The organism is Acidovorax sp. LjRoot118, assembly GCF_964253575.1.
GTDB lineage: Bacteria > Pseudomonadota > Gammaproteobacteria > Burkholderiales > Burkholderiaceae_C > Acidovorax.
Genome location: NZ_CAXURB020000001.1, coordinates 4937109 through 4961779 on the forward strand (window position 1 = coordinate 4937109; position 24671 = coordinate 4961779).

Annotated in this window: 23 protein-coding genes and 1 tRNA gene; 13 read left to right on the plus strand and 11 right to left on the minus strand. The window is 67.8% G+C overall.

Features of this window, described 5'->3' with window-relative positions:
• Positions 1 to 61 precede the first annotated feature (61 nt).
• Complete coding sequence (locus tag ACSQ9E_RS23180; protein WP_436219300.1) at positions 62 to 961, plus strand: LysR family transcriptional regulator; 900 nt, start codon at positions 62 to 64, stop codon at positions 959 to 961.
• Positions 962 to 1054: 93 nt separating this feature from the next.
• On the plus strand, positions 1055 to 1687 hold the full coding sequence (locus tag ACSQ9E_RS23185) for an FMN-binding negative transcriptional regulator (RefSeq protein ID WP_436219301.1): 633 nt from the start codon (positions 1055 to 1057) through the stop codon (positions 1685 to 1687).
• An 18-nt stretch (positions 1688 to 1705) separates the two neighbouring features.
• Here the strand turns inward: ACSQ9E_RS23185 and ACSQ9E_RS23190 are convergent, their stop codons facing one another.
• Together ACSQ9E_RS23190 and ACSQ9E_RS23195 are read right to left on the minus strand one after the other, a co-directional pair.
• Complete coding sequence (locus ACSQ9E_RS23190) at positions 1706 to 4690, minus strand: EAL domain-containing protein (RefSeq protein ID WP_436219302.1); 2985 nt, start codon at positions 4688 to 4690, stop codon at positions 1706 to 1708.
• Positions 4691 to 4960: 270 nt separating this feature from the next.
• Positions 4961 to 5857, minus strand: a complete 897-nt coding sequence (locus ACSQ9E_RS23195; RefSeq protein WP_057264927.1) for a hypothetical protein — start codon at positions 5855 to 5857, stop codon at positions 4961 to 4963.
• A gap of 205 nt (positions 5858 to 6062) precedes the next feature.
• Here ACSQ9E_RS23195 and ACSQ9E_RS23200 point away from each other — a divergent pair, with 205 nt between their 5' ends.
• Positions 6063 to 6227 carry a hypothetical protein gene (locus ACSQ9E_RS23200; protein WP_157421862.1) on the plus strand — a complete coding sequence of 55 codons (165 nt, stop codon included), beginning with the start codon at positions 6063 to 6065 and terminating at the stop codon, positions 6225 to 6227.
• 35 nt (positions 6228 to 6262) lie between these two features.
• Positions 6263 to 6589, plus strand: coding sequence for a plasmid stabilization protein (locus tag ACSQ9E_RS23205; protein WP_436219303.1), 327 nt, complete (start codon positions 6263 to 6265; stop codon positions 6587 to 6589).
• Here the strand turns inward: ACSQ9E_RS23205 and ACSQ9E_RS23210 are convergent.
• Complete coding sequence (locus tag ACSQ9E_RS23210) at positions 6586 to 7515, minus strand: response regulator (protein ID WP_436220255.1); 930 nt, start codon at positions 7513 to 7515, stop codon at positions 6586 to 6588. The genes ACSQ9E_RS23205 and ACSQ9E_RS23210 overlap by 4 nt on opposite strands.
• Positions 7398 to 11249: a hybrid sensor histidine kinase/response regulator gene (locus ACSQ9E_RS23215; protein WP_436219304.1), complete on the minus strand. Its 3852-nt coding sequence runs from the start codon at positions 11247 to 11249 to the stop codon at positions 7398 to 7400. The genes ACSQ9E_RS23210 and ACSQ9E_RS23215 overlap by 118 nt, the downstream gene beginning before the upstream one ends.
• A gap of 209 nt (positions 11250 to 11458) precedes the next feature.
• Here ACSQ9E_RS23215 and ACSQ9E_RS23220 point away from each other — a divergent pair, with 209 nt between their 5' ends.
• The 8 genes from ACSQ9E_RS23220 to ACSQ9E_RS23255 all read left to right on the plus strand — a co-directional run bounded on the left by ACSQ9E_RS23220 (position 11459) and on the right by ACSQ9E_RS23255 (position 16684).
• Positions 11459 to 11761: an urease subunit gamma gene (locus tag ACSQ9E_RS23220; protein WP_055399013.1), complete on the plus strand. Its 303-nt coding sequence runs from the start codon at positions 11459 to 11461 to the stop codon at positions 11759 to 11761.
• Positions 11762 to 11784: 23 nt separating this feature from the next.
• Positions 11785 to 12381 (plus strand): HupE/UreJ family protein, encoded by a 597-nt coding sequence (locus ACSQ9E_RS23225; protein WP_436219305.1) that lies wholly within the window; start codon positions 11785 to 11787, stop codon positions 12379 to 12381.
• A gap of 34 nt (positions 12382 to 12415) precedes the next feature.
• A complete protein-coding gene (locus ACSQ9E_RS23230) occupies positions 12416 to 12721 on the plus strand; it encodes an urease subunit beta (protein ID WP_057201498.1) in 306 nt (101 codons plus the stop codon).
• 71 nt (positions 12722 to 12792) lie between these two features.
• Positions 12793 to 14511: an urease subunit alpha gene (gene ureC, locus ACSQ9E_RS23235; protein WP_057201499.1), complete on the plus strand. Its 1719-nt coding sequence runs from the start codon at positions 12793 to 12795 to the stop codon at positions 14509 to 14511.
• Between the two features lie 27 nt (positions 14512 to 14538).
• On the plus strand, positions 14539 to 15135 hold the full coding sequence (gene ureE, locus ACSQ9E_RS23240; protein ID WP_436219306.1) for an urease accessory protein UreE: 597 nt from the start codon (positions 14539 to 14541) through the stop codon (positions 15133 to 15135).
• A gap of 42 nt (positions 15136 to 15177) precedes the next feature.
• On the plus strand, positions 15178 to 15894 hold the full coding sequence (locus ACSQ9E_RS23245; RefSeq protein WP_436219307.1) for an urease accessory protein UreF: 717 nt from the start codon (positions 15178 to 15180) through the stop codon (positions 15892 to 15894).
• Positions 15891 to 16577: an urease accessory protein UreG gene (gene ureG, locus ACSQ9E_RS23250; RefSeq protein ID WP_436219308.1), complete on the plus strand. Its 687-nt coding sequence runs from the start codon at positions 15891 to 15893 to the stop codon at positions 16575 to 16577. The genes ACSQ9E_RS23245 and ureG overlap by 4 nt, the downstream gene beginning before the upstream one ends.
• Positions 16578 to 16596: 19 nt before the next feature.
• A tRNA-Ser gene (locus ACSQ9E_RS23255) sits at positions 16597 to 16684 on the plus strand.
• 415 nt (positions 16685 to 17099) lie between these two features.
• On the opposite strand, the gene ACSQ9E_RS23260 is transcribed toward ACSQ9E_RS23255, so the two are convergent.
• Genes ACSQ9E_RS23260 through ACSQ9E_RS23270 form a run of 3 tightly spaced genes read right to left on the minus strand, consistent with a single transcriptional unit; the run spans position 17100 to position 19499 of the window.
• Positions 17100 to 17357: a DUF6587 family protein gene (locus tag ACSQ9E_RS23260; RefSeq protein ID WP_436219309.1), complete on the minus strand. Its 258-nt coding sequence runs from the start codon at positions 17355 to 17357 to the stop codon at positions 17100 to 17102.
• A gap of 1 nt (position 17358) precedes the next feature.
• On the minus strand, positions 17359 to 19260 hold the full coding sequence (gene feoB / locus ACSQ9E_RS23265; RefSeq protein WP_436219310.1) for a ferrous iron transport protein B: 1902 nt from the start codon (positions 19258 to 19260) through the stop codon (positions 17359 to 17361).
• Entirely contained in the window at positions 19257 to 19499 is a 243-nt protein-coding gene (locus tag ACSQ9E_RS23270) for a FeoA family protein (RefSeq protein ID WP_082604113.1), read from the minus strand. Before ACSQ9E_RS23270 ends, feoB begins: the two co-directional genes overlap by 4 nt.
• A gap of 365 nt (positions 19500 to 19864) precedes the next feature.
• Here ACSQ9E_RS23270 and ACSQ9E_RS23275 point away from each other — a divergent pair, with 365 nt between their 5' ends.
• Positions 19865 to 20659 (plus strand): glutamine amidotransferase, encoded by a 795-nt coding sequence (locus ACSQ9E_RS23275; protein ID WP_369819450.1) that lies wholly within the window; start codon positions 19865 to 19867, stop codon positions 20657 to 20659.
• Between the two features lie 9 nt (positions 20660 to 20668).
• Here ACSQ9E_RS23275 and ACSQ9E_RS23280 read toward each other — a convergent pair whose 3' ends face one another.
• The 4 genes from ACSQ9E_RS23280 to ACSQ9E_RS23295 form a co-directional block, all read right to left on the minus strand.
• Entirely contained in the window at positions 20669 to 21073 is a 405-nt protein-coding gene (locus ACSQ9E_RS23280; RefSeq protein ID WP_057201505.1) for a hypothetical protein, read from the minus strand.
• Positions 21074 to 21289: 216 nt separating this feature from the next.
• Positions 21290 to 21883, minus strand: coding sequence for a Csu type fimbrial protein (locus tag ACSQ9E_RS23285; protein WP_057264944.1), 594 nt, complete (start codon positions 21881 to 21883; stop codon positions 21290 to 21292).
• A 193-nt stretch (positions 21884 to 22076) separates the two neighbouring features.
• Positions 22077 to 22433 (minus strand): cyclophilin-like fold protein, encoded by a 357-nt coding sequence (locus tag ACSQ9E_RS23290; protein WP_428002323.1) that lies wholly within the window; start codon positions 22431 to 22433, stop codon positions 22077 to 22079.
• Positions 22434 to 22477: 44 nt separating this feature from the next.
• Positions 22478 to 24670, minus strand: coding sequence for a xanthine dehydrogenase family protein molybdopterin-binding subunit (locus tag ACSQ9E_RS23295; protein ID WP_436219311.1), 2193 nt, complete (start codon positions 24668 to 24670; stop codon positions 22478 to 22480).
• Position 24671 lies beyond the last annotated feature (1 nt).

Below are 24671 nucleotides of genomic sequence, written 5' to 3' on the forward strand. Positions count from 1 at the left end.
GGGTGGGAGCCCTGAATCTATGATTGCGCCGACGAAATCAAAATACGCATCGCCGCAAACCATGATTGCACCAACGCAACAACAAGCCACGCCCTACCAGTTGGGTGCCAGCGATCTGGAGAACGTGCTGGCCCTGGTGCGCGCCGGCACGCTGGCAGGTGCCGGGGAACGCCTGGGCGTGGACCCGTCCACGGTGTTCCGCACGCTGCAGCGCATCGAACGCGGGCTGGGGCAGGCGCTGTTCACGCGCTCGCGCACGGGCTACCAGCCGCTGGAGCTGGCCCAGACCCTGGCCGGGCATGCCGAGCACCTGGAGTCGGCCCTTGAATCGGCCCGCTCCGCCGCGCAGATACAACCCGAGCGTGTGTCGGGCACGGTGCGCATCACCACCACCGACACCATCCTGCACGGCCTGGTGGCGCCTGCGCTGGCGGCGCTGCAGGGGCAGCACCCGCTGCTGCAGTTCGAGCTGCACGCCGGCAACGACCTTGCCAGCCTGACCCGGCGTGACACGGACATTGCCGTACGCGCCACGCGCCGCCCGCCGCCCCACTTGGTGGGCCGGCAGGTGGGCCCCATCCGCATGGCCCTGTACGCCGCCCGGCAGGGGCCCATGCAGCGCTATGCCGATATCCAGGCAGGACAGGCCTTGTGGGTGGCGCCCGACGATGCACTGCCCGACCACACCTCGGTGCTGTGGCGCAAGCGGCATTTTCCGAAGGCGGTGGCAAGCTACCGCGTGAACAGCATCCTCACCGTGATGGAACTCGTGGCACTGGGGCTGGGGGTGGGGGTGCTGCCGGTCTTCCTGGCCCACGCGCATCCAGGCCTGGTGGCGCTGACCGAGGCGCTCGATGAATGCGAAACCGGGCTGTGGCTGCTCACCCACCCTGAGGCGCGGCACCTGAGCCGCGTGGCCACGGTGTATGCCCACCTGGCGCGCACGCTGGTGCTGGAATGAGGGCCCCAAGCGGGCTTGGCCGCAACGTTCAATACCCCGGGCGCGCGGCAACCCATACTGGGCGCCACCACTGCCCGCCAGATTTCCATCGCCATGCACACCCTGCCCCTTTTCGCCGAGAACGACCCCGCCACGCTGCACCCACTGATGGCGGCCTATCCGCTGGCCACCCTGGTCACCACCAGCGCGGCAGGTGCCAGCGACGTTCACTTGCTGCCACTGGAGCTGCATACGCCCGACGGAGCTGTGGCCTGCCTGCGGGGCCACGTGGTGCGCAGCCATTCCCTGCGCCAGCAGATGGGCGAAGGCGACAGCCTGATCGCGCTTTTCCAGGGCCCCAACGCCTACATCTCGCCACGCTGGTACGTGAATGGCCAGCGCAGCGCACGCCTGGCACCGAGCTGGAACTACGTGGCCGTGCAGGTGCGCGGGCGCCTGCGCTGGGTGGAGGATGACCCGGAATGGGTACTCGCCCACCTGACCGCACTCACCGCCGCGCAGGAGGCCAGCCGCGTCGAGCCCTGGTCGCTGGACATGGCCGCTCCCGACTACGTGGAGGGCGCGGCGCGGCACCTGGTGGGGTTCGAGATCGAAATCACGGCATTGGAAGGCAAGCGCTTTTTGTCGCAGCAACGCACCGAGGCCGACCGGCGCAGCCTGGTCGAGCACCTGGAGCGCGAGCCCTCAGGCATGGCGCGCGATGTGGCGCGGCTGATCGTGCCCTGACCGCCGCAGCTGCGGGCGTCAGTGGCCAGAGGAGTCGGAGCGGCGCTCGCCGAACAGCCCGCCCTGCCCCGATGGTGGGCCCGAAGCACCGAGCATCTGCACGAACTGCAGGAGCTGCGGGTCTTCGATGAAGCTGGCGGCAGAGGACGCAGTCAGCAGCACCTCGGGCGACTGGGGCCGCGCCACGATGAAGCCTTGCACGTAGTCCACGCCGATCTCGGCCAGGGTCTGCACCGTGGCCTGGTCCTCGGCCCATTCGGCGATGGTCTTCATGCCCAGGTTGCGCGCCAGGCTCACAATGGCCTCGACGATGGCCACATTGGCCGGGTGGCGGTTCATGTTGACGATGAAGTTGCCGTCGATCTTGAGCAGGTCGGAGGGCAGGTCCTTGAGGTACGAGAACGAGGTGTAGCCGGCACCGAAGTCGTCGAGCGCCACCTTGGCGCCGTAAGAGCGCACCTGGCTGATGAAGCGGCGCGTGTTCTCCAGGTCGTGCAGGGCCACGCTCTCGGTGATTTCCAGGCACAGCCAGCTGGCCAGGTGGGGGTGCTCGTCGAACAGCGCGAACACGTCGTCGATGAAAGCCTCGTCGTTGAGCGAAGCACCGCTCAGGTTCAGGCACACGAACTGGGTGCGCCCCAGCTGGCCATGGTGCTTGCCCAGCCACTCGAACACCGTGCCCAGCACCCAACGGTCGATGACGCCCATGCGCCCGCTGTGCTCGCCTGCGGCGATCAGGCGCGGTGTGGGCACCAGCGCGCCGCTGGCATCGCGCATGCGCAGCAGCACCTCGAAGTTGAGCGACTCGGTGGGGGCCGTGAGCGACATGATGGGCTGCATTTCCAGGTACAGGCCCTCGATGCGCTCATCGGACGACAGGCGCTCCACCAGCTTCATCTCCGTCTCGTGGGCAATCAGGCCGGGCGCGTCGCGCTCGTACACCGCCAGGCCCTGCTGCAGGCCGCGCTTGGCATCGCGGCAGGCATGGTCGGCGGTGGAGACGACGTCGCGGATGGTGCTGCCCGGCGCCACTTCGATGAGGCCGATGGAGCCGCGCACGTGGAACGAGCGCGCCCCCACCCGGTAGGGGCTGGTGCAGATGCTGGCAACGATGCCCTGGCTGATGAGCCGGGCCAGCGTGATGTGGGTGTCCGGAAAGACGATCAGGAACTCATCGCCCCCCACGCGACCGATCTGCATGTTGCCCGACAGCATCTGCGAGACGCGCGCGCACACCTGCTGCAGCACATCGTCGCCAGCCGCATGGCCAAACAGGTCGTTGATGAGCTTGAAGCGGTCCAGGTCCAGGTAGGCCAGCGCCAGCGGCTTGCCCTGGTTGCGCTGCGCCAGGGCCGATTCGAGCACCTGCTCGATGCCCCGGCGGTTGAGCACGCGCGTGAGCGCATCGTGGTGGGCCAGCACGCGCAGGTTCTCGGTGGCACGCGATTTCTCGGTCACGTCCTGCAGCGAGCCTTCGATGCGGCCGCGCGCCTGGGTGGCACGCACCATGAAGCGCCGGGTCAGTTCGCCATCATCGCGCCCGTTCACGGCAAACTCGGTTTCTGTTTCGGACTGGCTGTGCACCATCTGGTCGAGCTGCAGCCAGGCCGCGTCGCCGAACTGCGCACGCCAGGTGCGCCCGCCGTTCTCCAGCAGGCCATCGCCCAGCATGTCCACCAGCGCAGGGTTGGCGCTCAGGAAGCGGCCCTGCAGATCGAGCGTGAACAGGCCGATGGGCATGGCCTCGTAGGCATATTGCAGCTGGGCCTGCACCTCCAGGCGCTTGACGTGCTCCTGGCGCATCTGCTCGGCAATCGCCAGCGCCGCCAGCAGGCTCGACGACAGGGCTGCCGTGACGTGGTTCACGGTGCCCACCAGCACCTTCATGCCATAGGCCGCCGCCACGATCTCCGAAAAGCTCGACAGGAAGGTGACCCCAAGCGATGCGCCGTACCACATGGCCACGCGCGAGCGGGTCTTGAACACGATGCGCACCAGGCTCACCGTCATCAGCAACAGGCCCAGGCCGGTGGACACCCACATCATCTGCAGGTACAGGCCGTAGGGCAGGAACACGGCGGCCAGCAGCAGGGGAATGCAGGCCCACTGCGCGCCGCGTATCCAGGGCCCCAGGCGCGAACGGTCCAGGTCTTCCTGGAACAGGCTCTTGTAGAGCGTGATGGTCAGAAAACCGTACACCGCCACGGTGAGCGCACGGGTCGGAAACAGCCAGGGCGTGGGCACCAGGTGGCCCAGCCACTGCACGTCCCAGCCGGCAGAGATGGCCCCCACCCGCAGCGTGACCACCAACCAGGCGGCAAACAGCACGTACAGCGACTGCCGGTTGATCAGCGCCGTCATCAGCACGAACATGCCCAGCACCACCAGGCCACCTTCGAGCAGGCCCAGGTTGCGGTGGAACTCCAGCACCGAGGCCTGGAGATCGGCCTGTGCCCACCAGTCGGCCTGCAGGCGTGCAGGCCCGACGAACGCAGCGCGGCAGAGCACGCGCAGGCCCGCGCTGGCCTCGGGCAGGCCAAAACCCGCCTTCATGGGGATCAGGCTGCCACTGGCCTGCTCACGCGTGGCCTGGCCCAGCGATACCAGGCTCGTGCCGTCCCAGCAGGCCATGGCCACGGCGTGGCGCGAGGGGAACAGCAGCGAGGGTGGCTGCGCCATCGAGACCGGCAGGTCCACCAGCAGCCATACGGGTGCCTCGGACAGGTTGGTATCGTGGAAGGACTTGAGTGGCCGGTTCGCCAGCGCGGCCAGGGCCTGCTCAGGGGTGAGTTCTGCGGCCGCCTGTGGCAGCACGCGCATCATCAAGGTGTGGCCGCCGGCCGACAGGTAATTGCTCTGCCAGAACAGCAACGCCCACACCGCCACGCCAGCCATGGCGATGGGAATGATGTAGATGGACATCGTGCGCAGCAGCCAGTCCACAAAGACTACGCCGCGCCGAACCCCTTGCCGTGCGTGCTCCTGCAATCGCGGTGACCCCATGGTTTTGTGTGGTTGCGCAGCCCCCACGGCCACGCGCTGGATGGCACGTGGTACAGGGTCGAGCAAGGCCGCGACCACGCGCAATCTTCCATCTTGTCACGGAACACACGGCCTGCATCGCAAGTCTTTGCGCGTTCCCCCTTTTTGTGCGAGTTTACAAAGCAACGGACACAAAAAAGGCCACGGCAGGTGTGGCCTTTTTACCAACAGGTGATTTTTTTGGAGGGCCCGGGGCGCAGCTTTCACCCCACCCACCGGGGGTGGGGTTGCTCAGGCAAATGCCCGGTTGCTCATGCGCGGGGGCAGTTCCCGTCCTCGGCCACTGGCCGACACACGGCGCGGGGTCGGCGCCACCACGGCCGGCTTGTTGCTGGCGGGCAGGCCATGTACAGGCACCGGGCCCATGTCGATGTCCGGATGGCGGGTGTGGCAAAAGAAGTTGAGCGCCGGGTGCTGCGCCTGCTGCCAGCGTGCCGGGCCGCTGTCGATGTCGAAGGCCATCACCCGGTGCGGCAGGTTGCCCGCGTGGGCCAGGGGAATGAAGCCCGTGGCAGGGAACAGGTCTTCGAACAGCAGTTGCTCATAGTGCCGGTCGATGGGGGCGCGGCCAGCGGCAATCGCCTGCTCGATGCCCTGGCGCTCGCAGTATTGGAAGGCGGCCTTGATGAGCACCGTCTTCACCAAGCGGCCCATGGTGCCGCCAACGATGCCCAGGCGCGTCACTTCGGCCAGGTGCATGCCGTCCATCCATGCCGGCAGCTCGACCGACTGCTCCACACTGAGCGCGCGAAAGCGGTTGCTCTGGATGCGTGCAGTACCCAAGGGAGAGCCGTCGAGCTTGGACTCGGCCAGCAGCACCACGACCCCGTCCTCATAGTCCGTGGCCTCGGGCTCCTGCAGTTGGTGTGCCAGGTCGGGCACATGGCGCGCATAGGCCGCGTGGCGGATGTGCACGGCCTTGCGCAGGTCAGCCTCGTTCCTGACCAGGCGCACCCAGAAGGGCAGGCGTTCTTCCTTGGCGGCCAGGCGGTTGAGCGCGTCCATGCGCGTGGGGCGCAAGGCAGTGCGCGCCTCGCGCTCCTTGGATGCCACGCCAAAGGCCCGCGACGGCAGCGGCGGATGCACACGCACGGTGGGGGCGGGAGCTGTGGCGATGGACTCAAACATGATCGGGCCTCGGTGACAAGAAAAAATTGGCAAATAGCGCAATTCCACTGTAGAGGCCGCTCCGGTTTTCTTGAGTCGGGGCGGGGATGGAAACCCTGTCTCTTTTTTTCGGACAGGCCTGGTGCGAAGTTGCCTGACAGGCCTGTCTCCCTGGCGGGTAGTGGCGCGTCTCTCTGGGATCGATGGAGTTCGAAGCCTTGTATGCGTGGCCGCACGCATCCGCGAACAGGCCCTGGCGCGACACCTGGGCGTGCCACCCATGGCGCGCAACCGCATCGTGACGCGGGTGCGCAGGGCGCAGGGGGTCGTAGGCCTGTCCTACACCGGGCCAATGGGCCGTCCTATCCGGGCCGCGCGCCATGGCGCATAGATTGGGGTTCTGGACACACCACCATGGAGGACCCCATGCCCCAGACCCGTTGGAGCGCCAAGCGCGAACGCCAGTACAGCCACATCAAGGACAGCCTGCTCGAGCGCGGCAAGAGCGAGCGCACGGCCGAGCAGATTGCCGCGCGCACCGTGAACAAGGAACGCGCACAGCACGGCGAGGCCGAGAAGGCCAACCCCAAGACCCTGAAGGACACACCCGCTCCGGTACGCGGCGGCCAGCGCTCGCACCAGGGCGCGCAGGGCCGCACGCGCGAGCAGCTCTATGAAGACGCCAAACGCAAGGGCATCAAAGGCCGCTCGAAGATGAACAAGGCGCAGTTGGAGAAGGCTGTAGGCCGCTAACCCTCGAACTGCGGGTGCAGCTGCCGGATGCGGTTCATCGCCATGCCCGCCGCCGCCGTGCGCGTCTCCACGCCGAGCTTGGCGAACACGCGCTCCAGGTGCTTCTTGACGGTGGCGGGGCTGGCGCCCAGGATGTCGCCGATGTCGCGGTTGATCTTGCCCTTGACGACCCAGTACAGCACCTCGGCCTCGCGCGCGGTGAGCTTGAAGGCCAGGCTCATGGATTCGATGATCTTGGCGTCGGACACCTCGCGCATCACGATCAGCCAGTCGCCCCCGCCCTCGCTGTCGCCGGCCTGCTGGTGCAGGCGGAAGGTCAGGCGGCGCGCTCCCTGGTCGATGGCCAGGCGCGGGGGCTCGGCCTGGGCATGGGCCAGCAGTTCGGCGGCGTTCTCGGCCAGCACGTGGCGGCGCAGCCAGGCCTGCACCTGCTCGGGCGCCCAGGGGCTGGCCTCGCCGAAATAGGCCTTGAGCAGCTCGCGCGCCAGCGGCGTCTGCCAGACGATGCGCCCGTCCACCGCGCGCACGGTGATGCTGGCATAACCGAAGGCGTCGAGCGCGTTGCGCGCCTCGCGCGCCTGGCTGGCATCTGCCCGCGCCTTGCGCGCGGCGCCCAGGTGCACGCCCATGCGCGCCATCACTTCGCGCGGCTTGATGGGCTTGGTGACGTAGTCCACCCCACCCGCCTCCAGCGCGGCCACCAGGTGCTCGGTCTCGGTCAGGCCGGTCAGGAAGATGATGGGGATGTGCGCCGTCAGGGGCGACGCCTTCAGGCGCCGCGCGACCTCGAAGCCGTCCATGCCGGGCATCATGGCGTCGAGCAGCACGATGTCGGGCAGGGCCCGGGCAGCGCGCTGCAGCGCGGCCTCGCCATGCATGGCGACGAGCACGGTGTAACCCGATTCGTCGAGCGCATCGTGCAGCACGGCCAGGTTGTCGGGCACGTCGTCGACGATGAGCACGACGTCGCTGTCACCCCGGTCGAGCGCGTCGGCGGGGGAAGATGCGGCCAGGAGTCCGGTGGTGGGTACTGCGGTGTTCTCGGTGGTGCCTGCTCAAGTATCTGCCCCATGGCGTCGAACTGGAACTGCCGGGCCAACCCGCGCATGGTATGCACGAAAGCGCCGTGGGCGGGTTGGTGGCGCTCGATGTCTTCCAGGGCGTTGAGGATGCCACGGTAGTAGCCCAGCGACACCGCCTGCGACAGCGCAGCCAGAGCGCCCGAATCGGGGTAGGTCAGCAGCCCACCGCCCGCCGCAGCCGCGTTGGGAGCGGCAAGTGCTGGCGCGGGCCCGGATTCGCCCAGCCACTGCAGCGCCAGGCGCCGCTCCAGCCAGTCGAGCAGCTCGCTGTGGCGCACCGGCTTGACGATGAAGTCCTCTGGGCGGATGTCCACGTCGTTGTCCAATGCCTTGTCGAAGGCATTCGCAGACACGATGGCGCAGTGGACTTCAGGCAAATGCATCTGCCGCACGCGCCGCAGGGTCTCCCACCCGTCGATGCCGGGCATGGCCAGGTCCATGAAGATGGCGTGCGGGCGGTAGCCGGTGGCCAGCAGGTCGAGCGCGTCGTGGCCGCTGGCGGCCTGGCGCAGCTCGAAGCCCAGGGGTTCGAGCAGTTGCACCAGCAGCTCGCGGTCGGGCTCTTCGTTGTCGACCACGAGGATGCGGCGGCGCTCGCCTGCGTAGCCCCTGCGCACCCGCTGCACCCGCGCCAAGGGCGCTGCTGCGGCCTTGCCCAGGGCATCGGCATGCACCTCGGGCAGGAACAGCTTGACGTGGAACACCGAGCCCAGCCCCGGCTCGCTGGTGACGGTGAGCTCGCCGCCCATGAGCGCGGTGAGCATCTTGGCAATGGTCAGGCCCAGGCCGGCACCGGGCGTGGCGGCCACGGCCCCTGCGCTGCCGCCACGCGCGAAGGGCTCGAAGATGCGCTCGATCTCGTCGGCGCTCAGGCCCGGCCCCGTGTCCTGCACGTCGATGCGCGCGATTTCGCGGGCATAGCGCACGCGCAGCGTGACGCGGCCGTGGGCGGTGAACTTGACGGCGTTGCCCAGCAGGTTGATGAGAATCTGGCGCAGGCGCTTTTCGTCGGCGCGCACCACCTCGGGGATGACGCCCTGCACGTCGAACTGGAAGGCCAGGCCCTTGGCGGCGGCCTGCAGCTCAAACAGGCTGGCCATCTCGTGCAGGCCATCGGCAAAGCGCATGGGCGTGACGTCGAGGGTAAGCTTGCCCGATTCGATGCGCGCGATGTCGAGCGTGCCCTCGATCAGCGACAGCAGGTGCTCACCGCCGCGGCGGATGACGTGCACGGCCTGCTTGCGGTGTGGGGGCACGCCGGCGTCCTCGCCCATCAGTTGGGCATAGCCCAGGATGGAGTTGAGCGGGGTGCGGATCTCGTGGCTGATGGCGCTGATGTAGCGGCTCTTGGCCTGGTTGGCCTGGTCGGCGGCGCGCTGGGCTTCCTCGGCCACCTGGCGCGCCTGCTCGGCCACGCTGCGGGCGTTCTGCAGGGCCTCGTCGGTCTGGCGGTGCAGCTCGATCTCGCGCACCAGCAAGCCGGTCTGGCGGTTCGATTCCTCCTGCGCCACCTGGCGGCTCTTGTGCGCCAGCACCAGCCACCAGGCGACGATGCCGGAGATGACCAGCAGCGCCAGGTAGGCCTTGAGCAGGCCCGAGCGCAGCGCCACCTCGGGAGCGGCCAGCACCTCGGTGTCGGTCATGGCCTGGGCGATGGTGTTGAGCTCCTGGTGGTACAGCAGCCCCATGACGGAGGCCAGGAGCGGCCCAATCACCAGCATCAGCAGCAGGAAGTGGCCCAGGCCCGTATCCAGGTAGCGCCAGATGGCGCGCGGCAGCACCCAGCGCAGGGCAGACGACCACTGCACCGCCATGCTCGCATGGGGTTTGCACAGGTCGCCGCAGCGCGCGTCGAGCGTGCAGCACAGCGAGCAGATGCCGCCGCCGTAGGCGGGGCACTGGGCCATGTCGGGCGCCTCGTACTCGCGCTCGCAGACCACGCAGCGCTGCACGGAGTAGCGCAGGGCGCCGCCCAGGTCGGCCGCCACCTGGCCGCTGACCGGGCCATGCATGGGCACGGCCTGCAGATCCGCCAGGGCCGGCGCCTCAGAGCGGCGCGCGATGTAGTAGCGCCCCCCGGTGGCCCAGGCAATGAGCGGCGCGGTGACGAAGGCCACCGCCATGGCGATCACGGCCGAGAAGGCCTGCGGCAGCGGGCCGAACAGGCCCAGGTGGGAGCTGATGGACAGCACGGAGGCCAACGCCATGGAGCCCACGCCCACGGGGTTGATGTCGTACAGGTGTGCGCGCTTGAACTCGATGCCCTTGGGCGACAGGCCCAGGGGCTTGTTGATGACCAGGTCGGCCACCACCGACATGATCCAGGCGATGGCGATGTTGGAGTACAGGCCCAGCACCTCGCCCATGGCGCGAAACACGTTCATCTCCATCAGCATGAAGGCGATGAGGGTGTTGAACACCACCCACACCACGCGCCCCGGGTGGCTGTGCGTGAGGCGCGAGAAGAAGTTGGACCAGGCCAGCGAGCCCGCGTAGGCGTTGGTGACGTTGATCTTCATCTGCGAGACCACCACGAACAGCGCCGTGGCCGCCACCGCCCAACCGTAGTGCGGGAAGACGTATTCGTAGGCCACCAGGTACATCTGGTTGGGGTCTACCGCGCGGTCGGCCGGCACCATGTGGGTAAGGGCCAGGTAGGCCAGCAGTGCGCCGCCCAGCATCTTGAGCACTCCCAGCACCACCCAGCCGGGCCCGCCGGCCAGCACCCCCAGCCACCAGCGCCCGCGCGTGGCGGGGGTGCTGGCCGGCATGAAGCGCAGGTAGTCGGCCTGCTCCCCCATCTGGGTAATGAGCGCAATGCCGACCGTGAGTGCTGCACCAAACAAGGGCAATTGAAAGGTAGTGCCGCGCCCGGATTCACCACCATAGTGCGATATGCCCAAGAACGCACCAGGATCGTGCGTAATGACATAGACGAAGGGCACCACCAGCATCACCAGCCACAGCGGCTGGCTCCACACCTGCAGCCGGCTGATGGCCGAGACGCCGTGGGTGACCAGCGGAATCACCACCACGGCGCAGATCAGGTAGCCCCAGGTGGGCGGGATGTCGAGCGCCAGCTCGAGCGCATAGGCCATGACGGCCGCCTCGAGCGCGAAGAAGATGAAGGTGAAGGAGGCGTAGATCAGCGAGGTGAGGGTGGAGCCGATGTAGCCGAAGCCCGCGCCGCGCGTGAGCAGGTCCATGTCCACCCCGTAGCGGGCGGCGTAGACGCTGATGGGCAGGCCCGCCAGGAAGATGATGAGCCCCGTGGCGACGATGGCCCAGAAGGCGTTGACGAAGCCGTACTGCACCAGCAGCGTGGCGCCCACAGCTTCGAGGATCAGGAACGATGCCGCGCCGAAGGCGGTGTTGGCCACGCGCCATTCGGACCACTTGCGAAAGCGCTGGGGCGTGTAGCGCAGCGCGTAGTCTTCCATGGTCTCGGTGGCCACCCAGCTGTTGTAGTCGCGCCGGACCTTGACGACCTGCTGCGGGGCCTGGGCGTCCACGTCCGTACCGCCCTGTACGGGAACTCCCGCGTCAGGCGAGGCGATGGTGGCGGTGGTGGGTGGCATGGAGGAGCGTCAAGAGATGCGGGGCGGCAGTCCCTGTGATGGTGCAGTTTCCATGCCACTGGCGCCACGCCCAAGGGATCGGATGCGCCAATCGACGTATGGCCGGCACGGGGCTTGCTCACTATGATGGTGCGGACCAGGGCCGGCCCTTGCGCCAGCGCACGGCACGGCATCGCACCGCCCTACCCGATAACCACACCTCCAAGACCATGGAACTCACCCCCCGCGAAAAAGACAAGCTGCTGATCTTCACCGCGGCCCTGCTGGCCGAGCGCCGCAAGGCGCGGGGCCTGAAGCTGAATTACCCCGAGGCCATGGCCCTGATCAGCGCCGCCGTGATGGAGGGCGCACGCGACGGCAAGACCGTGGCCCAGCTCATGAGCGAAGGCCGCACGGTGCTGACCCGTGCCGACGTGATGGACGGCATCGCCGAGATGATCCCGGACATCCAGGTCGAGGCCACCTTTCCGGACGGGACCAAGCTGGTCACGGTCCATCAACCCATCGTCTAAGTTTCTTCCTGGAGACCCAATTCATGCGTGCATCCCGCTCCTTTGCCCTCATCGCCCTGGCCACGCTGGCCACGGCCGCCAGCGCCCACACCGATGGCGGCGCGCACGTGCACAACGACTTCTTCAGCGGCTTCACCCACCCGCTGTTCGGGCTGGACCACCTGGCCGCCATGGTGGCCGTGGGCCTGTGGAGCGCGCTGGCCGCGCGCCGCGCCGGGCCCGAGCTGCTGTGGGGCCCGCTGGGCTTTGCCAGCCTGCTGCTGGTGGGCGCGGTGATGGGCCTGCAGGGTGTGGCCCTGCCGGCGGTGGAGCCGATGATCGCTGCCTCGCTGCTGGCCACGGGGCTGCTGGTGGCGTCGCGCCTGCGCGTGCCGGGCCTGGCGGCGGCACTGGGCGTGGGCGTGTTCGCGCTGTTCCACGGCCTGGCCCACGGCTACGAACTGGCCGGCAGCGACAGCGCCTGGCAGACCCTGGCCGGCATGCTGTGCGCCACGGTGCTGCTGCACTGCGCGGGCCTGGCTGCGGGCTGGGCGCTGCGCCACCGCACCGTGTGGCTGACCCGCGCGGCCGGTGCCGGCGTGGCCGCCCTGGGCGGCGCCATGCTGCTGCAACTGGCCTGACCCCTCCCTTTTCATCAGACAAGGACACGCCACCATGATCCCAGGCGAACTGCTGATCGACGCGGGTGAACACGCCCTGAACCCCGGGCGCCGCACGCTGACCGTGCTGGTGCGCAACACGGCGGACCGGCCCATCCAGGTCGGTTCGCACTACCACTTTGCCGAGACCAACGGCGCCCTGGGCTTCGACCGCGAGGCTGCGCGCGGCATGCGGCTGAACATCGCCTCGGGCACGGCCGTGCGCTTCGAGCCCGGGCAGGAGCGCACCGTGGAGCTGGTGGACTATGCGGGCGACCGCACGGTGTACGGCTTTCGCGGGCTGGTGCAGGGGCCGCTGTGATGCAGCGCCCTGCCCTTTTCTCCACCCCCCTTTCCAGCCCCGCGCCGGGCACCAGCAAAAGGTTTTGAACCATGGCAACCATTGGACGACGCGCCTATGCGGAGATGTTCGGCCCCACCGTGGGTGACCGCGTGCGCCTGGCCGACACCGACCTGATCGCCGAGGTGGAGGCGGACTACACCCTGCGCGCCGGAGGCTACGGCGAAGAGGTGAAGTTCGGCGGCGGCAAGACCATCCGCGACGGCATGGCGCAAAGCCAGCGCACGCGCGACGGCGGCGCCGTGGACACTGTGCTGACCAATGCGCTCATCATCGACCACACGGGCATCGTGAAGGCGGACATCGGCCTCAAGGGCGGGCGCATCGTGGCCATCGGCAAGGCCGGCAACCCCGATACGCAGACGGGGGTGGACATCATCATCGGCCCGGGCACCGAGGTCATCAGCTGCGAGGGCAACATCGTCACCGCGGGCGGCATCGACAGCCACATCCACTTCATCTGCCCACAACAGATCGAGGAGGCCCTGGCCTCGGGCGTGACCACCATGCTGGGCGGCGGCACGGGCCCGGCCACGGGCACGCTGGCCACCACCAGCACATCCGGCACCTGGAACATGGAGCGCATGCTGCAGTCGGCCGATGCCTTTCCGATGAACCTGGGCTTTCTGGGCAAGGGCAATGCCAGCCTGCCGGCGCCGCTGCGCGAGCAGATCGAGGCGGGAGCCATTGGCCTGAAGCTGCACGAGGACTGGGGCACGACGCCCGCGGCCATCAGCAACTGCCTGGATGTGGCTGAAGAGACGGACACGCAGGTCGCCATCCACAGCGACACGCTCAATGAATCCGGCTTTGTCGAGAACACCATCGCCGCCGTGGGCGGGCGCGGTATCTGCGCCTTCCACACCGAAGGCGCGGGCGGCGGCCATGCGCCGGACATCCTGCGCGTGGTGGGCGAGGCGAACTTTTTGCCCTCGTCCACCAACCCGACCATGCCCTACACGGTGAACACGCTGGACGAGCATGTGGACATGCTCATGGTGTGCCACCACCTCGATGCCGGCATCGCCGAGGACCTGGCCTTTGCCGAGAGCCGCATCCGCAAGGAGACCATCGCGGCCGAAGACATCCTGCACGACCTGGGCGCCATCAGCATGATGAGCAGCGACAGCCAGGCCATGGGCCGGGTGGGCGAGGTGATCCTGCGCACCTGGCAGACGGCGCACAAGATGAAGGCGCAGCGCGGCTCGCTCGACGGCGACAGCGCGCGCAACGACAACACGCGCATCAAGCGCTATGTGGCCAAGTACACCATCAACCCGGCCATCGCGCACGGCATCAGCCACGAGGTGGGCTCCATCGAGGTCGGCAAGTGGGCCGACATCGTGATCTGGAAACCGGCCTTCTTCGGCGTGAAGCCGGCGCTGATCTTGAAGGGCGGCTTCATCGCCATGGCGGCCATGGGCGACCCGAATGCCTCCATCCCCACGCCGCAGCCGGTGCACTACCGGCCGATGTTCGGTGCCTTCGGCGGTGCCATCGCGCGCACCTCGCTGACCTTCGTCTCGCAGGCGGGGCTCAATGCAGGCATCGGCGAGCGCTTCGGCCTGGCCAAGACGCTGGTCGCCGTGCGCAACATCCGCGGCGTGCGCAAGCAGCACATGGTGCACAACCACTACACGCCGCGCATGGAGGTGGACGCACAGACCTACACGGTGCGCGCCGACGGCCAGTTGCTGACCTGCGAGCCGGCCACGCTGCTGCCCATGGCGCAGCGCTATTTCCTCTTTTGAACCGACACCGCACCCTTATTTGATCCGATGATCCAGGCCTCCAAACTCATTGCCCAGGGCCGCGGCCTGGCCCCCGTGCTGCTCAAGCGCGCCACCACGGTGGAGCTCGACTGGGACGTGCGCCAGAAAAGCCGCTTTTCGGCCACCGACTCTGCCGGGCGCGAACTGGGCGTCTTCCTGCCCCGTGGCACGGTTGTGCGCGGCGGCGATGTGCTGGTGGCCGAAGACGGCTCGCTGGTGCGCGTGCTGGCCGCGCCGCAGGCGGTGCTCTACATCACCCACTGCAAGAACCACGGCACACCGTTCGACCTGACGCGCGCCGCCTACCACCTGGGCAACCGCCACGTGCCCATCGAGCTGCAGCCCGACCACCTGAAGATCGAGCCCGACCATGTGCTGGCCGACATGCTGCGCGCCATGCACCTGATCGTGCACGCGAAAGACATGGCCTTCGAGCCCGAGGGCGGCGCCTATGCGGCGGGGCATGGCGGCGGGCACGGCCACCACGGCCATGACCATGGCGACCATGGCCATGCGCACGAAGGGCACGGTGCACACGCTGGGCACGCACACGATCACCCCCATGACCATGACCATGGCGACGGCCACGGTCATGCCCACTGAGCGGCCCGCCGCCCGGCACCGCCAGCAGCGACGATCACCACCATGATGCGCGAGCCCCCAGCCCCCACCGCCCTGCCAGCTGCCAGCCTGCTGCAGCTGATCTGGCTGGCCTCGCCCGCGCTGCCGGTGGGCGGCTTCTCTTATTCCGAGGGGCTGGAAAGCGCCATCGAGACGGCCGGCGTGGCCTCCGAGGCGGCCGTGGCCGCCTGGCTGCTGGACCAGTTGCACATCACCCAGGCGCGCGGCGACATGGCCGTGGTGGCCCAGGCCGTGGGTGCCTGGCGCCAGGGCGACATGGCGCATGTGCGCGAACTCAACGACTGGGTGCTGCACACGCGCGAGACCAGCGAGCTGCGCCTGCAGACCGAGCAGATGGGCCGCTCGCTGGCCGACTGGCTGCGCAACCAGCACCAGGGCGACGCGGCGCGCATGCCGGCGGTGCAGGCCCTGGCCGCCCTGCCCCCCACCTATCCCGTGGCCTTCGCGCTGGCAGCGTCTACCACCGAGGCATCGGTCTACGATGTGCTGCTGGCCTTTGCCTTCGGCTGGGCCGAGAACATGGTGCAGGCCGCGCTCAAGTCCATGTCGCTGGGCCAGAGCGCGGGCCAGCGCATCCTGGCCCGGCTGGCCCAGGCCATACCCGGTGCGGCCACCCACGCGCTGGCACTGCCCGACGGCGAGCGCCAGGCTTTTTCACCCATGCTGGCCATCCTCTCGGCCCGGCACGAAACCCAGTATTCACGCCTTTTCAGATCATGACCACGACGACAAGCCCCCTGCACCACATCCCCCGCCGCACCAAGCACCTGCCCCCGCTGCGCGTGGGCATCGGCGGCCCTGTCGGCTCGGGCAAGACCACCCTGCTCGAAATGCTGTGCAAGGCCATGCGCGACGACTACGACCTGATCGCCATCACCAACGACATCTACACCAAGGAAGACCAGCGCCTGCTGACCGTGAGCGGCGCCCTGCCCGCCGAGCGCATCCTGGGCGTGGAGACCGGCGGCTGCCCGCACACGGCGATCCGCGAAGACGCGTCGATCAACCTGGAAGCCATCGACCGCATGCTCGAGCAGTTCCCGGATGCGGACGTGGTCTTCGTCGAGAGCGGCGGCGACAACCTGGCCGCCACCTTCAGCCCCGAGCTGTCGGACCTGACCATCTACGTGATCGACGTCGCTGCCGGCGAAAAGATCCCGCGCAAAGGCGGCCCCGGCATCACCAAGAGCGACCTGTTCATCATCAACAAGACCGACCTGGCGCCGCACGTGGGCGCCGACCTGTCGGTGATGGAGTCCGACACCGTGCGCATGCGCACCACGCCCCAGGGCCTGCGCCCCTTCGTGATGACCAACCTGAAAACCCTCGCGGGCCTGGCCGAGGTGGTGCGCTTCATCGAGACCAAAGGCATGCTGACCAAAGCGACCTCTGCGGCCGGCTAGAATACGCGCCTTCCCTCCCGGAGACTTGGGTGAGTGGTTTAAACCAGCAGTCTTGAAAACTGCCGACGGGCAACCGTCCGTGAGTTCGAATCTCACAGTCTCCGCCAGATAGCTAGAAGACAAGCGCCTCACGAGGCGCTTTTGTTTTTTGCGCTTTGTTTGCACCCTGGCGCGGAATTGACTGAACTGGCGCAGTTCGACAAGCCTTGAACATGCAGGCCACCACTGGACCTGATGGTGCGCCATGCCTGATGGTGCGCCATGGCATCGACCGCCAGGTTCCTCAATGGAAAGGCCGCCTCGAACGCAGGGTGCGCCCACCTGGGGCTGAGGAGCGTGCGCGGCAGAAGGAGCATCGGCTGCAACGCCCGACAAACCGGTCTCGCCGGGTATCACCTCCGGCGCCCAGGGGGCCACCCTGGGCTTGTCGGTACTACCCAGCGATCCTCGGTTTTCGAGCGTTTCGCTTCGATGCCTTCTGCTGCGCCCGCTCCTAGCGTGAGGCCGCGGCAAGCCCTGGCCTCAGGGCCCTGGGCGCCGGTGGATGCGGATGGGCTGCTCCCTGGCTGCAGGGGGCGGGGCATCGCAGCCGTCGCAGCCGCAACCTGCGCTGGCGCGCAGCGCCACCTTGCCGAGATAACGGGCCATGAAGCCCGGCAGCGGCAGCCGCAGCGCGGCCTGCGCCAGCGCCCGGCGGGCAATGGCCGGCGCCAGGCTCCAGCCCGCATACAGCGCACAGGCGGCCACCACCACCAGCACGACCAGCATCTGTCCGTTCATCTCAGCCTCCTCCCATCATCAGGGCGATACGGTAGGTCGCGAATGCGGCCGCATAGGCAAGCGCGAACTGGTAGCCCGCCATCAGCGCCGGGTAGCGCCAGGAATTGGTCTCGCGGCGCACGACGGCCAGCGTCGACAGGCACTGCGGCGCGAACACGAACCAGGCCAACAGCGAAAGCGCCGTGGCCAGCGGCCAGCTCTGCGCGATCACCGGCGCCAGCGCATCGGCCACCGAGTCGCCGGCCGCTGACAGCGCATACACCGTGCCCAGGGCCCCCACCGCCACCTCGCGCGCGGCCAGGCCGGGCACCAGGGCGATGGAGATCTGCCAGTTGAAGCCGATGGGCGCGAACACGTGCTGCAGCGCCCGGCCCAGCCAGCCCGCAGCGCTGTACTGGATGGCGGCGCCGGTGGCACCATCCGGGGGCGCCGGATAGCTCGACAGGAACCACAGCACCACCGTCAGCGCGAAGATGATGGTGCCCACGCGCACGATGAAGATGCGCGCCCGTTCCCACAGGCCCAGCAGCAGGTTGCGCGGGCTGGGCATGCGGTAGGGCGGCAGCTCCAGCATCAGCGGCTGGTAGCTGCTCTTCATCCACAGGCGCTTGAACAGCCAGGCCACGGCCATGGCCGACACCACGCCCGCCACGTACAGCGCGAAGAGCACCAGCCCGCGCAGGTCGAACCAGCCCACTGGCGTGGCGGGGATGAAGGCACCGATCAACAGCGCGTACACCGGCAGCCGGGCCGAGCAGGTCATGAGCGGCGCGATCATGATGGTGGCCAGGCGGTCCTTCCACGGCCCGATGGTGCGCGTGGCCATGATGCCCGGCACCGCGCACGCAAAGCTCGACAGCAGCGGAATGAAAGCACGGCCCGACAGCCCCACCTTGCCCATCAGCCGGTCCAGCAGGAAGGCCGCACGCGGCAGATAGCCCGAGTCCTCGAGCACCAGGATGAAGAAGAACAGGATCAGGATCTGCGGCAGGAACACCAGCACCCCGCCTGCTCCGGCGATCACGCCATCGACCAGCAGGCTGCGCAGCGGGCCGTCTGCCATGTTCTCGGTGATCCGTGCGGACAGCCAGGCCATCAGGTCCTTGATGGCGTCCATGGGCAGGTTGGCCCAGGAGAAAACGGCCTGGAACATCAGAAACAGCAGCAGCGCCAGCACCGCCAGACCCCATACCGGGTGCATGACAACGGCGTCGAGCCGGTTCTGCACGCGCTGGTTGCGCCCCCCGGCGGGCGCGGCGGCCGCCAGGATGCGGCGCACCTCGCGCTGCAGGTCGCTCGCCGTGCCCGCCGCCTGTGCGGCCACGGGGGCCAGCACCGGCGCGCCACCCGGCTGGCGGGTGAGCTGCGCGGCAATCTCAGCCATCAGCGCGGCATGGCCGTCGCGCCTGACGGCCACCGTCTCCACCACCGGGCAGCCCAGCTCGGCCGAAAGGCGCTGCAGGTCGATTTTGAGCCCCTGCGAGCGCGCCACGTCGGCCATGTTGAGGGCCAGAACCATGGGCCGGCCCAGGCGCCGCACTTCCAGCACCAGGCGCAGGTTCATGCGCAGATTGGTCGCGTCGGCCACCGCCACGATCAAATCGGGCACCGCCTCGCCCGCACGCTGGCCTTCGATGACTTCCAGCGTCACCTGCTCATCGGGGGTGGCCGGCGTCAGGCTGTAAGTGCCGGGCAGATCGATTACCGCGACGGTGCGACCGTCGCGCAGCTGCGTGGTGCCGGTCTTGCGTTCGACTGTCACGCCAGCGTAGTTGGCCACCTTCTGGCGCGCACCGGTCATCAGGTTGAACAGCGCCGTCTTGCCGCAGTTGGGGTTGCCGACCAGGGCCAGACTCGGCAGGGCGCCGGCGGTGGCAACGGGAGAAACGCCTTGGCCCGTCATACCGGGCGCACCTCGATGCACTGGGCTTCCAGCATGCGCAGCGCAAACTGGGTATCACCGATCTGCACGGCGATGGGCTCCAGCCCGCCAGGGCCGCGGCGCAGCACGGTCAACGGCTCGCCCTCCAGGAAACCGAGCTCTCCCAGCCGTCGCAGCGCTGCGGCATCGATAAGGGGATGGGAGGAGGCAACGCCCTCCACCACGGCGCGGGCGCCATTGGGAAGATCAGGTAGTTTCATGGGAGGGGAAAATGCGAACGGCGAACCCGCGCTCAGCACGCCGGAGCCTCAACCCGAAGTTGGACGAGAATTATTACTATTTACATATTAACCCCGACTTGATAGACCATGCCCGCGTCGGCGATGAATCCCCGCAACCCCCGCAGGTTCCGCAGCGCCTGGGCAGGCCGCAAATGTCTCTCGCCCCCCGGGCCTTGCAACAGCGCCCCCCATTGCAACGCGGCCCGCTCGCTAGCTGGCAAGGCTGCGTAGGTCACGGTGACCTGCAGCGATGGTTTTCAGGTGATGGTGGCTGGAGGTCGATGAAGGGGCCCGCGCGGGAGGCGGCTCCATAATGCGGCTCCCCGCCGTTCACCGTGCCTCCCGTGCCCATCCCATTTGCCATGCCCGACCGCGCCAGCCCCGATTGCACGCAGCCCGCCAGCAAACCGTTGCTCATCATTTCCGCTGGCAACACCTTCCCAGGCCTCAGGGAATCAGAGGGTGACTTCGACGACTGGATCGCTGCGGGTCTCGGGCAGGCGACGCCAGCGCTGCCCATGCGGCGGATCGACGCGCAGCAGCCCGCGCCCGCCCTGCCCCACCCTTCGGAAGTGGCCGGGGTGGTAGTGAGTGGCTCGCATGCCATGGTGACCGACCGCGCTCCCTGGAGCGAGCAGTTGGCGCTGTGGATGAAGCGCTGCGTCGAGGCCGGGGTGCCGGTGCTCGGCATCTGCTACGGGCACCAGTTGCTCGCCCATGCGTTCGGCGGCAAGGTCGATGAACTGCCTGGCGGGCCGGAAGTGGGAACACAGTCCATCCACCTGAGCCAGGACGCGCGCGAGGACGCATTGCTGGCGGGCCTGCCCGATCGGTTCCCTGCGCAACTGGTCCACTACCAGTCCGTGCTGCGGCTACCCGACCAGGCAGTGCTGCTGGCGCGAAGCGATCTGGAGCCGCACCAGGCCTTTCGCGTGGGCGGCTGCGGGTGGGGCGTGCAGTTCCACCCCGAGTTTTCGGCGGCAGCGATGCGTGCGTATGTCGGGCACGTCAACCGATCGCGCGATGCATCCAGCCAACTGGACAGCGGCCTGGTCAGCACCACGCCAGACGCCAGCAGCGTGCTCGGCCGGTTTGCAGCCATGGTGCAGGCGCTTGAGGCATCGAGCCAAAGCGCCTGATCGACCTGTTCAGTGTGCGGCTGGGCGGCGAAGCACGTGGCACTCACCCTCGTGGTTCTCGTAGTAGGCCAGGCCGGCGCCGGGAAAGAAGACGATGCAGTCCGTGGATTTGCCCACCAGGGCTTCGAGCACTGGCGCGGTGTCTGTCGCGCAGTTGTCGAATTCGCCATGGCTTGCAGCAACGACGAAGCAGCGCGGGCCTGCGCCGAGCGACTTGAGCAGCGCAGCGACCTTGGCGGCAACGGCGTCTACCGCCGGGATCTGCTGCATGAACTTGCGCTCCAGGTGGCGCCCGTCGTGCGCCAGCGCCGAGATGAAGTCGCGTCTTCGGGATGGCTTGCTGGCAAGCGCCAAGTAGCGCTCTTGCCGCTCTGCAGCGACGAAGGTTCGGATGAACTCTTGTGCGGGCCCCATCGATACACCTTGCCAAGTTGAGTTGTCTGGCATGCATCATGGCATGCGGCAGCACAAAATGGAGGCCAGGCGCGAGGCGTGCACGTGCCCATCTTCCGCCCCAGCGCTGGCTTATACGGGTTTGCATTCAATCGTATGACCAGGCGGAAAGCCGCAGACAGTGCTGTAGCACGGCAAGGCGGACCAACGACGTCAGAAGAGTTTTGTTAGCCGCTCTTAATAGGTCACAGTGACCTGCAGCGTGTCGGTGTACATGCCCGCAGGCAGCGCCGCCGGATTCGACTTGTTGATCTGGCCGTGGATGGGCAACGAGAACGCAGCGCCATTGGCCGGCACGTTGACGCCGGTGATGGCCGTTCCGGCGGGATAGGGCTGCGTGTGCCCGGCGTCGCGGTATAGCTCGTAGGGCACGTACGCGGCGGTGCTGCCATTGCGCATGGCGCGCGGGCCGGTGCCGATGCCCGTACCCTGGCCCGCATAGGAGCCGGGACCGACCTGGATGCTGATGCCCAGCACCTCGGGCGAGCAGACAAGCTGGGTAGGGCCGGACACACCCTCGGCCCCCGAAGGGGTGGCCGTGACGATGCCCGTGAAGGTGCCAGGGCGCGTGCCGAAGTCCAGGGTGCCGAAGTTCACGCCCGCAGTGGCACCGGAACTGCCGGCGACCATGCAGCCTGCCGTGAGCTGCATCTGCGCTTGCAGAGTACCGCCCAGGGTGCCCGCCACCAACGGCCCCGCCGCCAGGGCCAGGGCCGCTGCTGCGAGCCGCCCGAATGCCCACCCGTGTTGTCTTCGTCCGCCCGCGCCCATCGCGTGTTTCCTCGAAAAATGTCCCCCAATGCACCTTGCCTGCGGGACAACGCCCGTGGATTCCACCATGGGGTGCACATCCCACGGAGCACCCGGCTCGGTATGCGCAAATCGTATCAGCTTGTAAATGGAATCTGTAGAGGGTTCTCCTCAGACGGCCAGAAGTGGGGAAAGTCTGGCGTGAAGCGGGTCTTCAGGGGGCAGCGACAACCAAGCGCACAGCGGGATCGTCGAAGAGCCACGCAGGGTCCCATCCCGGTTCAAGGCGCCCCAGCCTGACCAGGCCGTCCGAGAGTTGCCCATCCTTGTAGAAGATCGCCAGGTTGCCCCATGGGGCATAAAAGCAGAGGTCCCCGGCGACTGGCCTGTGGGCCGCAGGCGCTCCGCCGATGGCCAGTGCCCGAGGCAAGCCTGCGATCTTCTCGGTTGCCTCGTAGTCTTCCAACACCAAATCCAGCGGCAGCAGCAACGCAAAATCGCCCGCACTCGCGTTGCCGTCGAGCGTTGCCGTCGCGACCACCGCACCGTTTAGGATGAAATCAACTTTCATGAAGGCTCAACCAGGCCAGACCTTGCGGCCGGAGCGCCCGGCTGTCACAGCAGCTTGTCGGGCGTGATCGGCAGATCGCGGATGCGTTTGCCGGTGGCGTGGAACACCGCATTGGCGATGGCAGCGGGAATGCCCACCATGCCGAGCTCGCCCATTCCCTTCACACCCAGCGGGTTGACGATGGTGTCCTCCTCCTCGACGAAGATGGTCTCGATGGCATGGATGTCCGCATTCACGGGCACGTGGTAATGCTGCAGACTGGCCGTCATGATCCTGCCGTAGCGGTGATCGATCTCGGTGGCTTCTTCCAAAGCCATGCCGATGCCCCACACCACGCCGCCGATCTCCTGGCTGTGCGAGGCCAGCGGGTTGAGAATCTTGCCGCAGGCGGTCACCTCGATGACGCGGGTGACCTTAACGGTGCCAAGGTCGGGGTCGACCTTCACCTCGACGAACTGGGCGCCGTGCGCGAGCGATGCGTACTTGGCGCGCTCTGGCGATGGCGTCGAATCGCAGGTCTCGGCGATCTCGTTCGTGCCGGTGCGCCGCATCAGGTCGGCAATGGCCACCGAGCGCGACACATCGCCCTTGGGGCGCAGAACCCCGTCGAACATCTCCACCTCGTCAGGGGCCTTCCCCCGCAGTGGAGATGTTGCATCCCGGTTCGCCAGCTCCAGGAGCTTCGCTGTGATAGCCAGGGCAGCGCCCCGCACGGCCGAACCCACGCTGGATGTGGTCCATGAGCCGCCTTGCGCCGGTGCCTTGGGCTGGCGCGTGTCGCCCAACTCGAAGTGCACCTGGTCCAGCCGCAGCCCCAGGAATTCGGCCGCGATCATGGTCATGACGGTGTAGGTGCCAGGCCCGATGTCGCTGGTTGCGCTGGTGACGCTTGCCGTGCCGTCGGCGCGAAACACAATGCGCGCGCTGGCCGGCTGCTGGAAGGCGCCCCAGACACTGGAGGCCATGCCCCAGCCGACGAGCAGCCGGCCATCGCGCATCGAGCGGGGCTCGGCCTTGCGGCTGCCCCAGCCGAACTTCTCTGCGCCCAGGCGGTAGCACTCGCGCAGCGCCTTGCTCGAGAAAGGCTTGCCGCTTTCGGGGTCGACCTCGGCGTAGTTGGCCAGGCGCAGCGCCAACGGGTCCATCTTGAGCGCGTACGACAGCTCGTCCATCGCGCTTTCCAGGGCGAACATGCCGCTCACGGCGCCCGGTGCGCGCATCCACGTGGGCGTGGCAAGGTCGGTGGCGGCCACCTTCAGCGGCGCATGCAGATTCGGGCATGCATACACCTGCTTCAAAAAGCTGGTGGTGGCGTCCGAGAACGGCTCGAACGAAGAGGTGTTGTGAAAGGCTTCATGAATGATGGCCGACAGCTTGCCGTCGCGGTCTGCCCCCAGCGTCACCTTCTGGATGGTGTGGGGCCGGTAGCCATGGCCGGTGAACATCTGCGCCCGCGTGTAGACCACCTTCACCGGGCGCTTGAGCTCGCGTGCAGCCATCGCCGTCAGGGAGGGGTAGTAATTGGGTTTGAGCGATGCGCCGAAGGCCCCACCGACGAACGGGGATACCACGCGGATATTCTCGGCCGGCACGCCCAGGCCCGCGGCCAGGTGCTTCTGTACGCCAAAGACCTCCTGGGTCTTGTCGAAGATGGTGAGTTGATCCCCCTGCCAGAAGGCAATGGCCGCGTGCGGCTCGATCGGATTGTGGTGGTGGATGGGGATGCGGTACTCCGCCGCCACCTTGACCGGCGCCGCCTGCATGGCAGCCACCGGGTTGCCGCGGGGCACGGCCTTGGCCGAGGCAGGGTCAGGCTGCGCCCGCTCCAGCACCGTGGCGAGGTCGGTGTTGTGGGGTTCGGTCTGGTAGCTGACCTTCACCAGCCTTGACGCGTGCCGGGCCTGTTCGTAGGTCTCCGCAACGACCAGGGCAATCGGCTGGCCGTTGAAGAACACCCGGTCCGACTGCAGCGGCCACGCCCATCCGGGTGCCGCCCCGGCGGCCGGTGGCGGCCCCAGCCGGCCCGCATTCAGGTGCGTGAAGACGCGGATCACGCCTCCCGCCTGCTCTGCCTGCCGTGTGTCGATGGCCGAGATGCGCCCCTTGGCAACGGTGCTCAGCACGATGAAGCCGTAGGTGACATTCGGGATCTGGAACTCGGCGGTGTACTTCGCCTGGCCTGTGACCTTGGCGAGTCCGTCGACGCGGGTGGTTTCTTTGCCCAGATGGCGTGCCATG

Bases quoted from the DNA above. Each gene is read 5' to 3' on its own strand.
- ACSQ9E_RS23180 (WP_436219300.1), top strand. From the start codon at position 62: ATGATTGCACCAACGCAACAACAAGCCACGCCCTACCAGTTGGGTGCC.
- ACSQ9E_RS23185 (WP_436219301.1), top strand. From the start codon at position 1,055: ATGCACACCCTGCCCCTTTTCGCCGAGAACGACCCCGCCACGCTGCAC.
- ACSQ9E_RS23190 (WP_436219302.1), bottom strand. From the start codon at position 4,690: ATGGGGTCACCGCGATTGCAGGAGCACGCACGGCAAGGGGTTCGGCGC.
- ACSQ9E_RS23195 (WP_057264927.1), bottom strand. From the start codon at position 5,857: ATGTTTGAGTCCATCGCCACAGCTCCCGCCCCCACCGTGCGTGTGCAT.
- ACSQ9E_RS23205 (WP_436219303.1), top strand. From the start codon at position 6,263: ATGCCCCAGACCCGTTGGAGCGCCAAGCGCGAACGCCAGTACAGCCAC.
- ACSQ9E_RS23215 (WP_436219304.1), bottom strand. From the start codon at position 11,249: ATGCCACCCACCACCGCCACCATCGCCTCGCCTGACGCGGGAGTTCCC.
- ACSQ9E_RS23220 (WP_055399013.1), top strand. From the start codon at position 11,459: ATGGAACTCACCCCCCGCGAAAAAGACAAGCTGCTGATCTTCACCGCG.
- ACSQ9E_RS23225 (WP_436219305.1), top strand. From the start codon at position 11,785: ATGCGTGCATCCCGCTCCTTTGCCCTCATCGCCCTGGCCACGCTGGCC.
- ACSQ9E_RS23230 (WP_057201498.1), top strand. From the start codon at position 12,416: ATGATCCCAGGCGAACTGCTGATCGACGCGGGTGAACACGCCCTGAAC.
- ureC (WP_057201499.1), top strand. From the start codon at position 12,793: ATGGCAACCATTGGACGACGCGCCTATGCGGAGATGTTCGGCCCCACC.
- ureE (WP_436219306.1), top strand. From the start codon at position 14,539: ATGATCCAGGCCTCCAAACTCATTGCCCAGGGCCGCGGCCTGGCCCCC.
- ACSQ9E_RS23245 (WP_436219307.1), top strand. From the start codon at position 15,178: ATGATGCGCGAGCCCCCAGCCCCCACCGCCCTGCCAGCTGCCAGCCTG.
- ureG (WP_436219308.1), top strand. From the start codon at position 15,891: ATGACCACGACGACAAGCCCCCTGCACCACATCCCCCGCCGCACCAAG.
- ACSQ9E_RS23260 (WP_436219309.1), bottom strand. From the start codon at position 17,357: ATGAACGGACAGATGCTGGTCGTGCTGGTGGTGGTGGCCGCCTGTGCG.
- feoB (WP_436219310.1), bottom strand. From the start codon at position 19,260: ATGACGGGCCAAGGCGTTTCTCCCGTTGCCACCGCCGGCGCCCTGCCG.
- ACSQ9E_RS23270 (WP_082604113.1), bottom strand. From the start codon at position 19,499: ATGAAACTACCTGATCTTCCCAATGGCGCCCGCGCCGTGGTGGAGGGC.
- ACSQ9E_RS23280 (WP_057201505.1), bottom strand. From the start codon at position 21,073: ATGGGGCCCGCACAAGAGTTCATCCGAACCTTCGTCGCTGCAGAGCGG.
- ACSQ9E_RS23285 (WP_057264944.1), bottom strand. From the start codon at position 21,883: ATGGGCGCGGGCGGACGAAGACAACACGGGTGGGCATTCGGGCGGCTC.
- ACSQ9E_RS23290 (WP_428002323.1), bottom strand. From the start codon at position 22,433: ATGAAAGTTGATTTCATCCTAAACGGTGCGGTGGTCGCGACGGCAACG.
- ACSQ9E_RS23295 (WP_436219311.1), bottom strand. From the start codon at position 24,670: ATGGCACGCCATCTGGGCAAAGAAACCACCCGCGTCGACGGACTCGCC.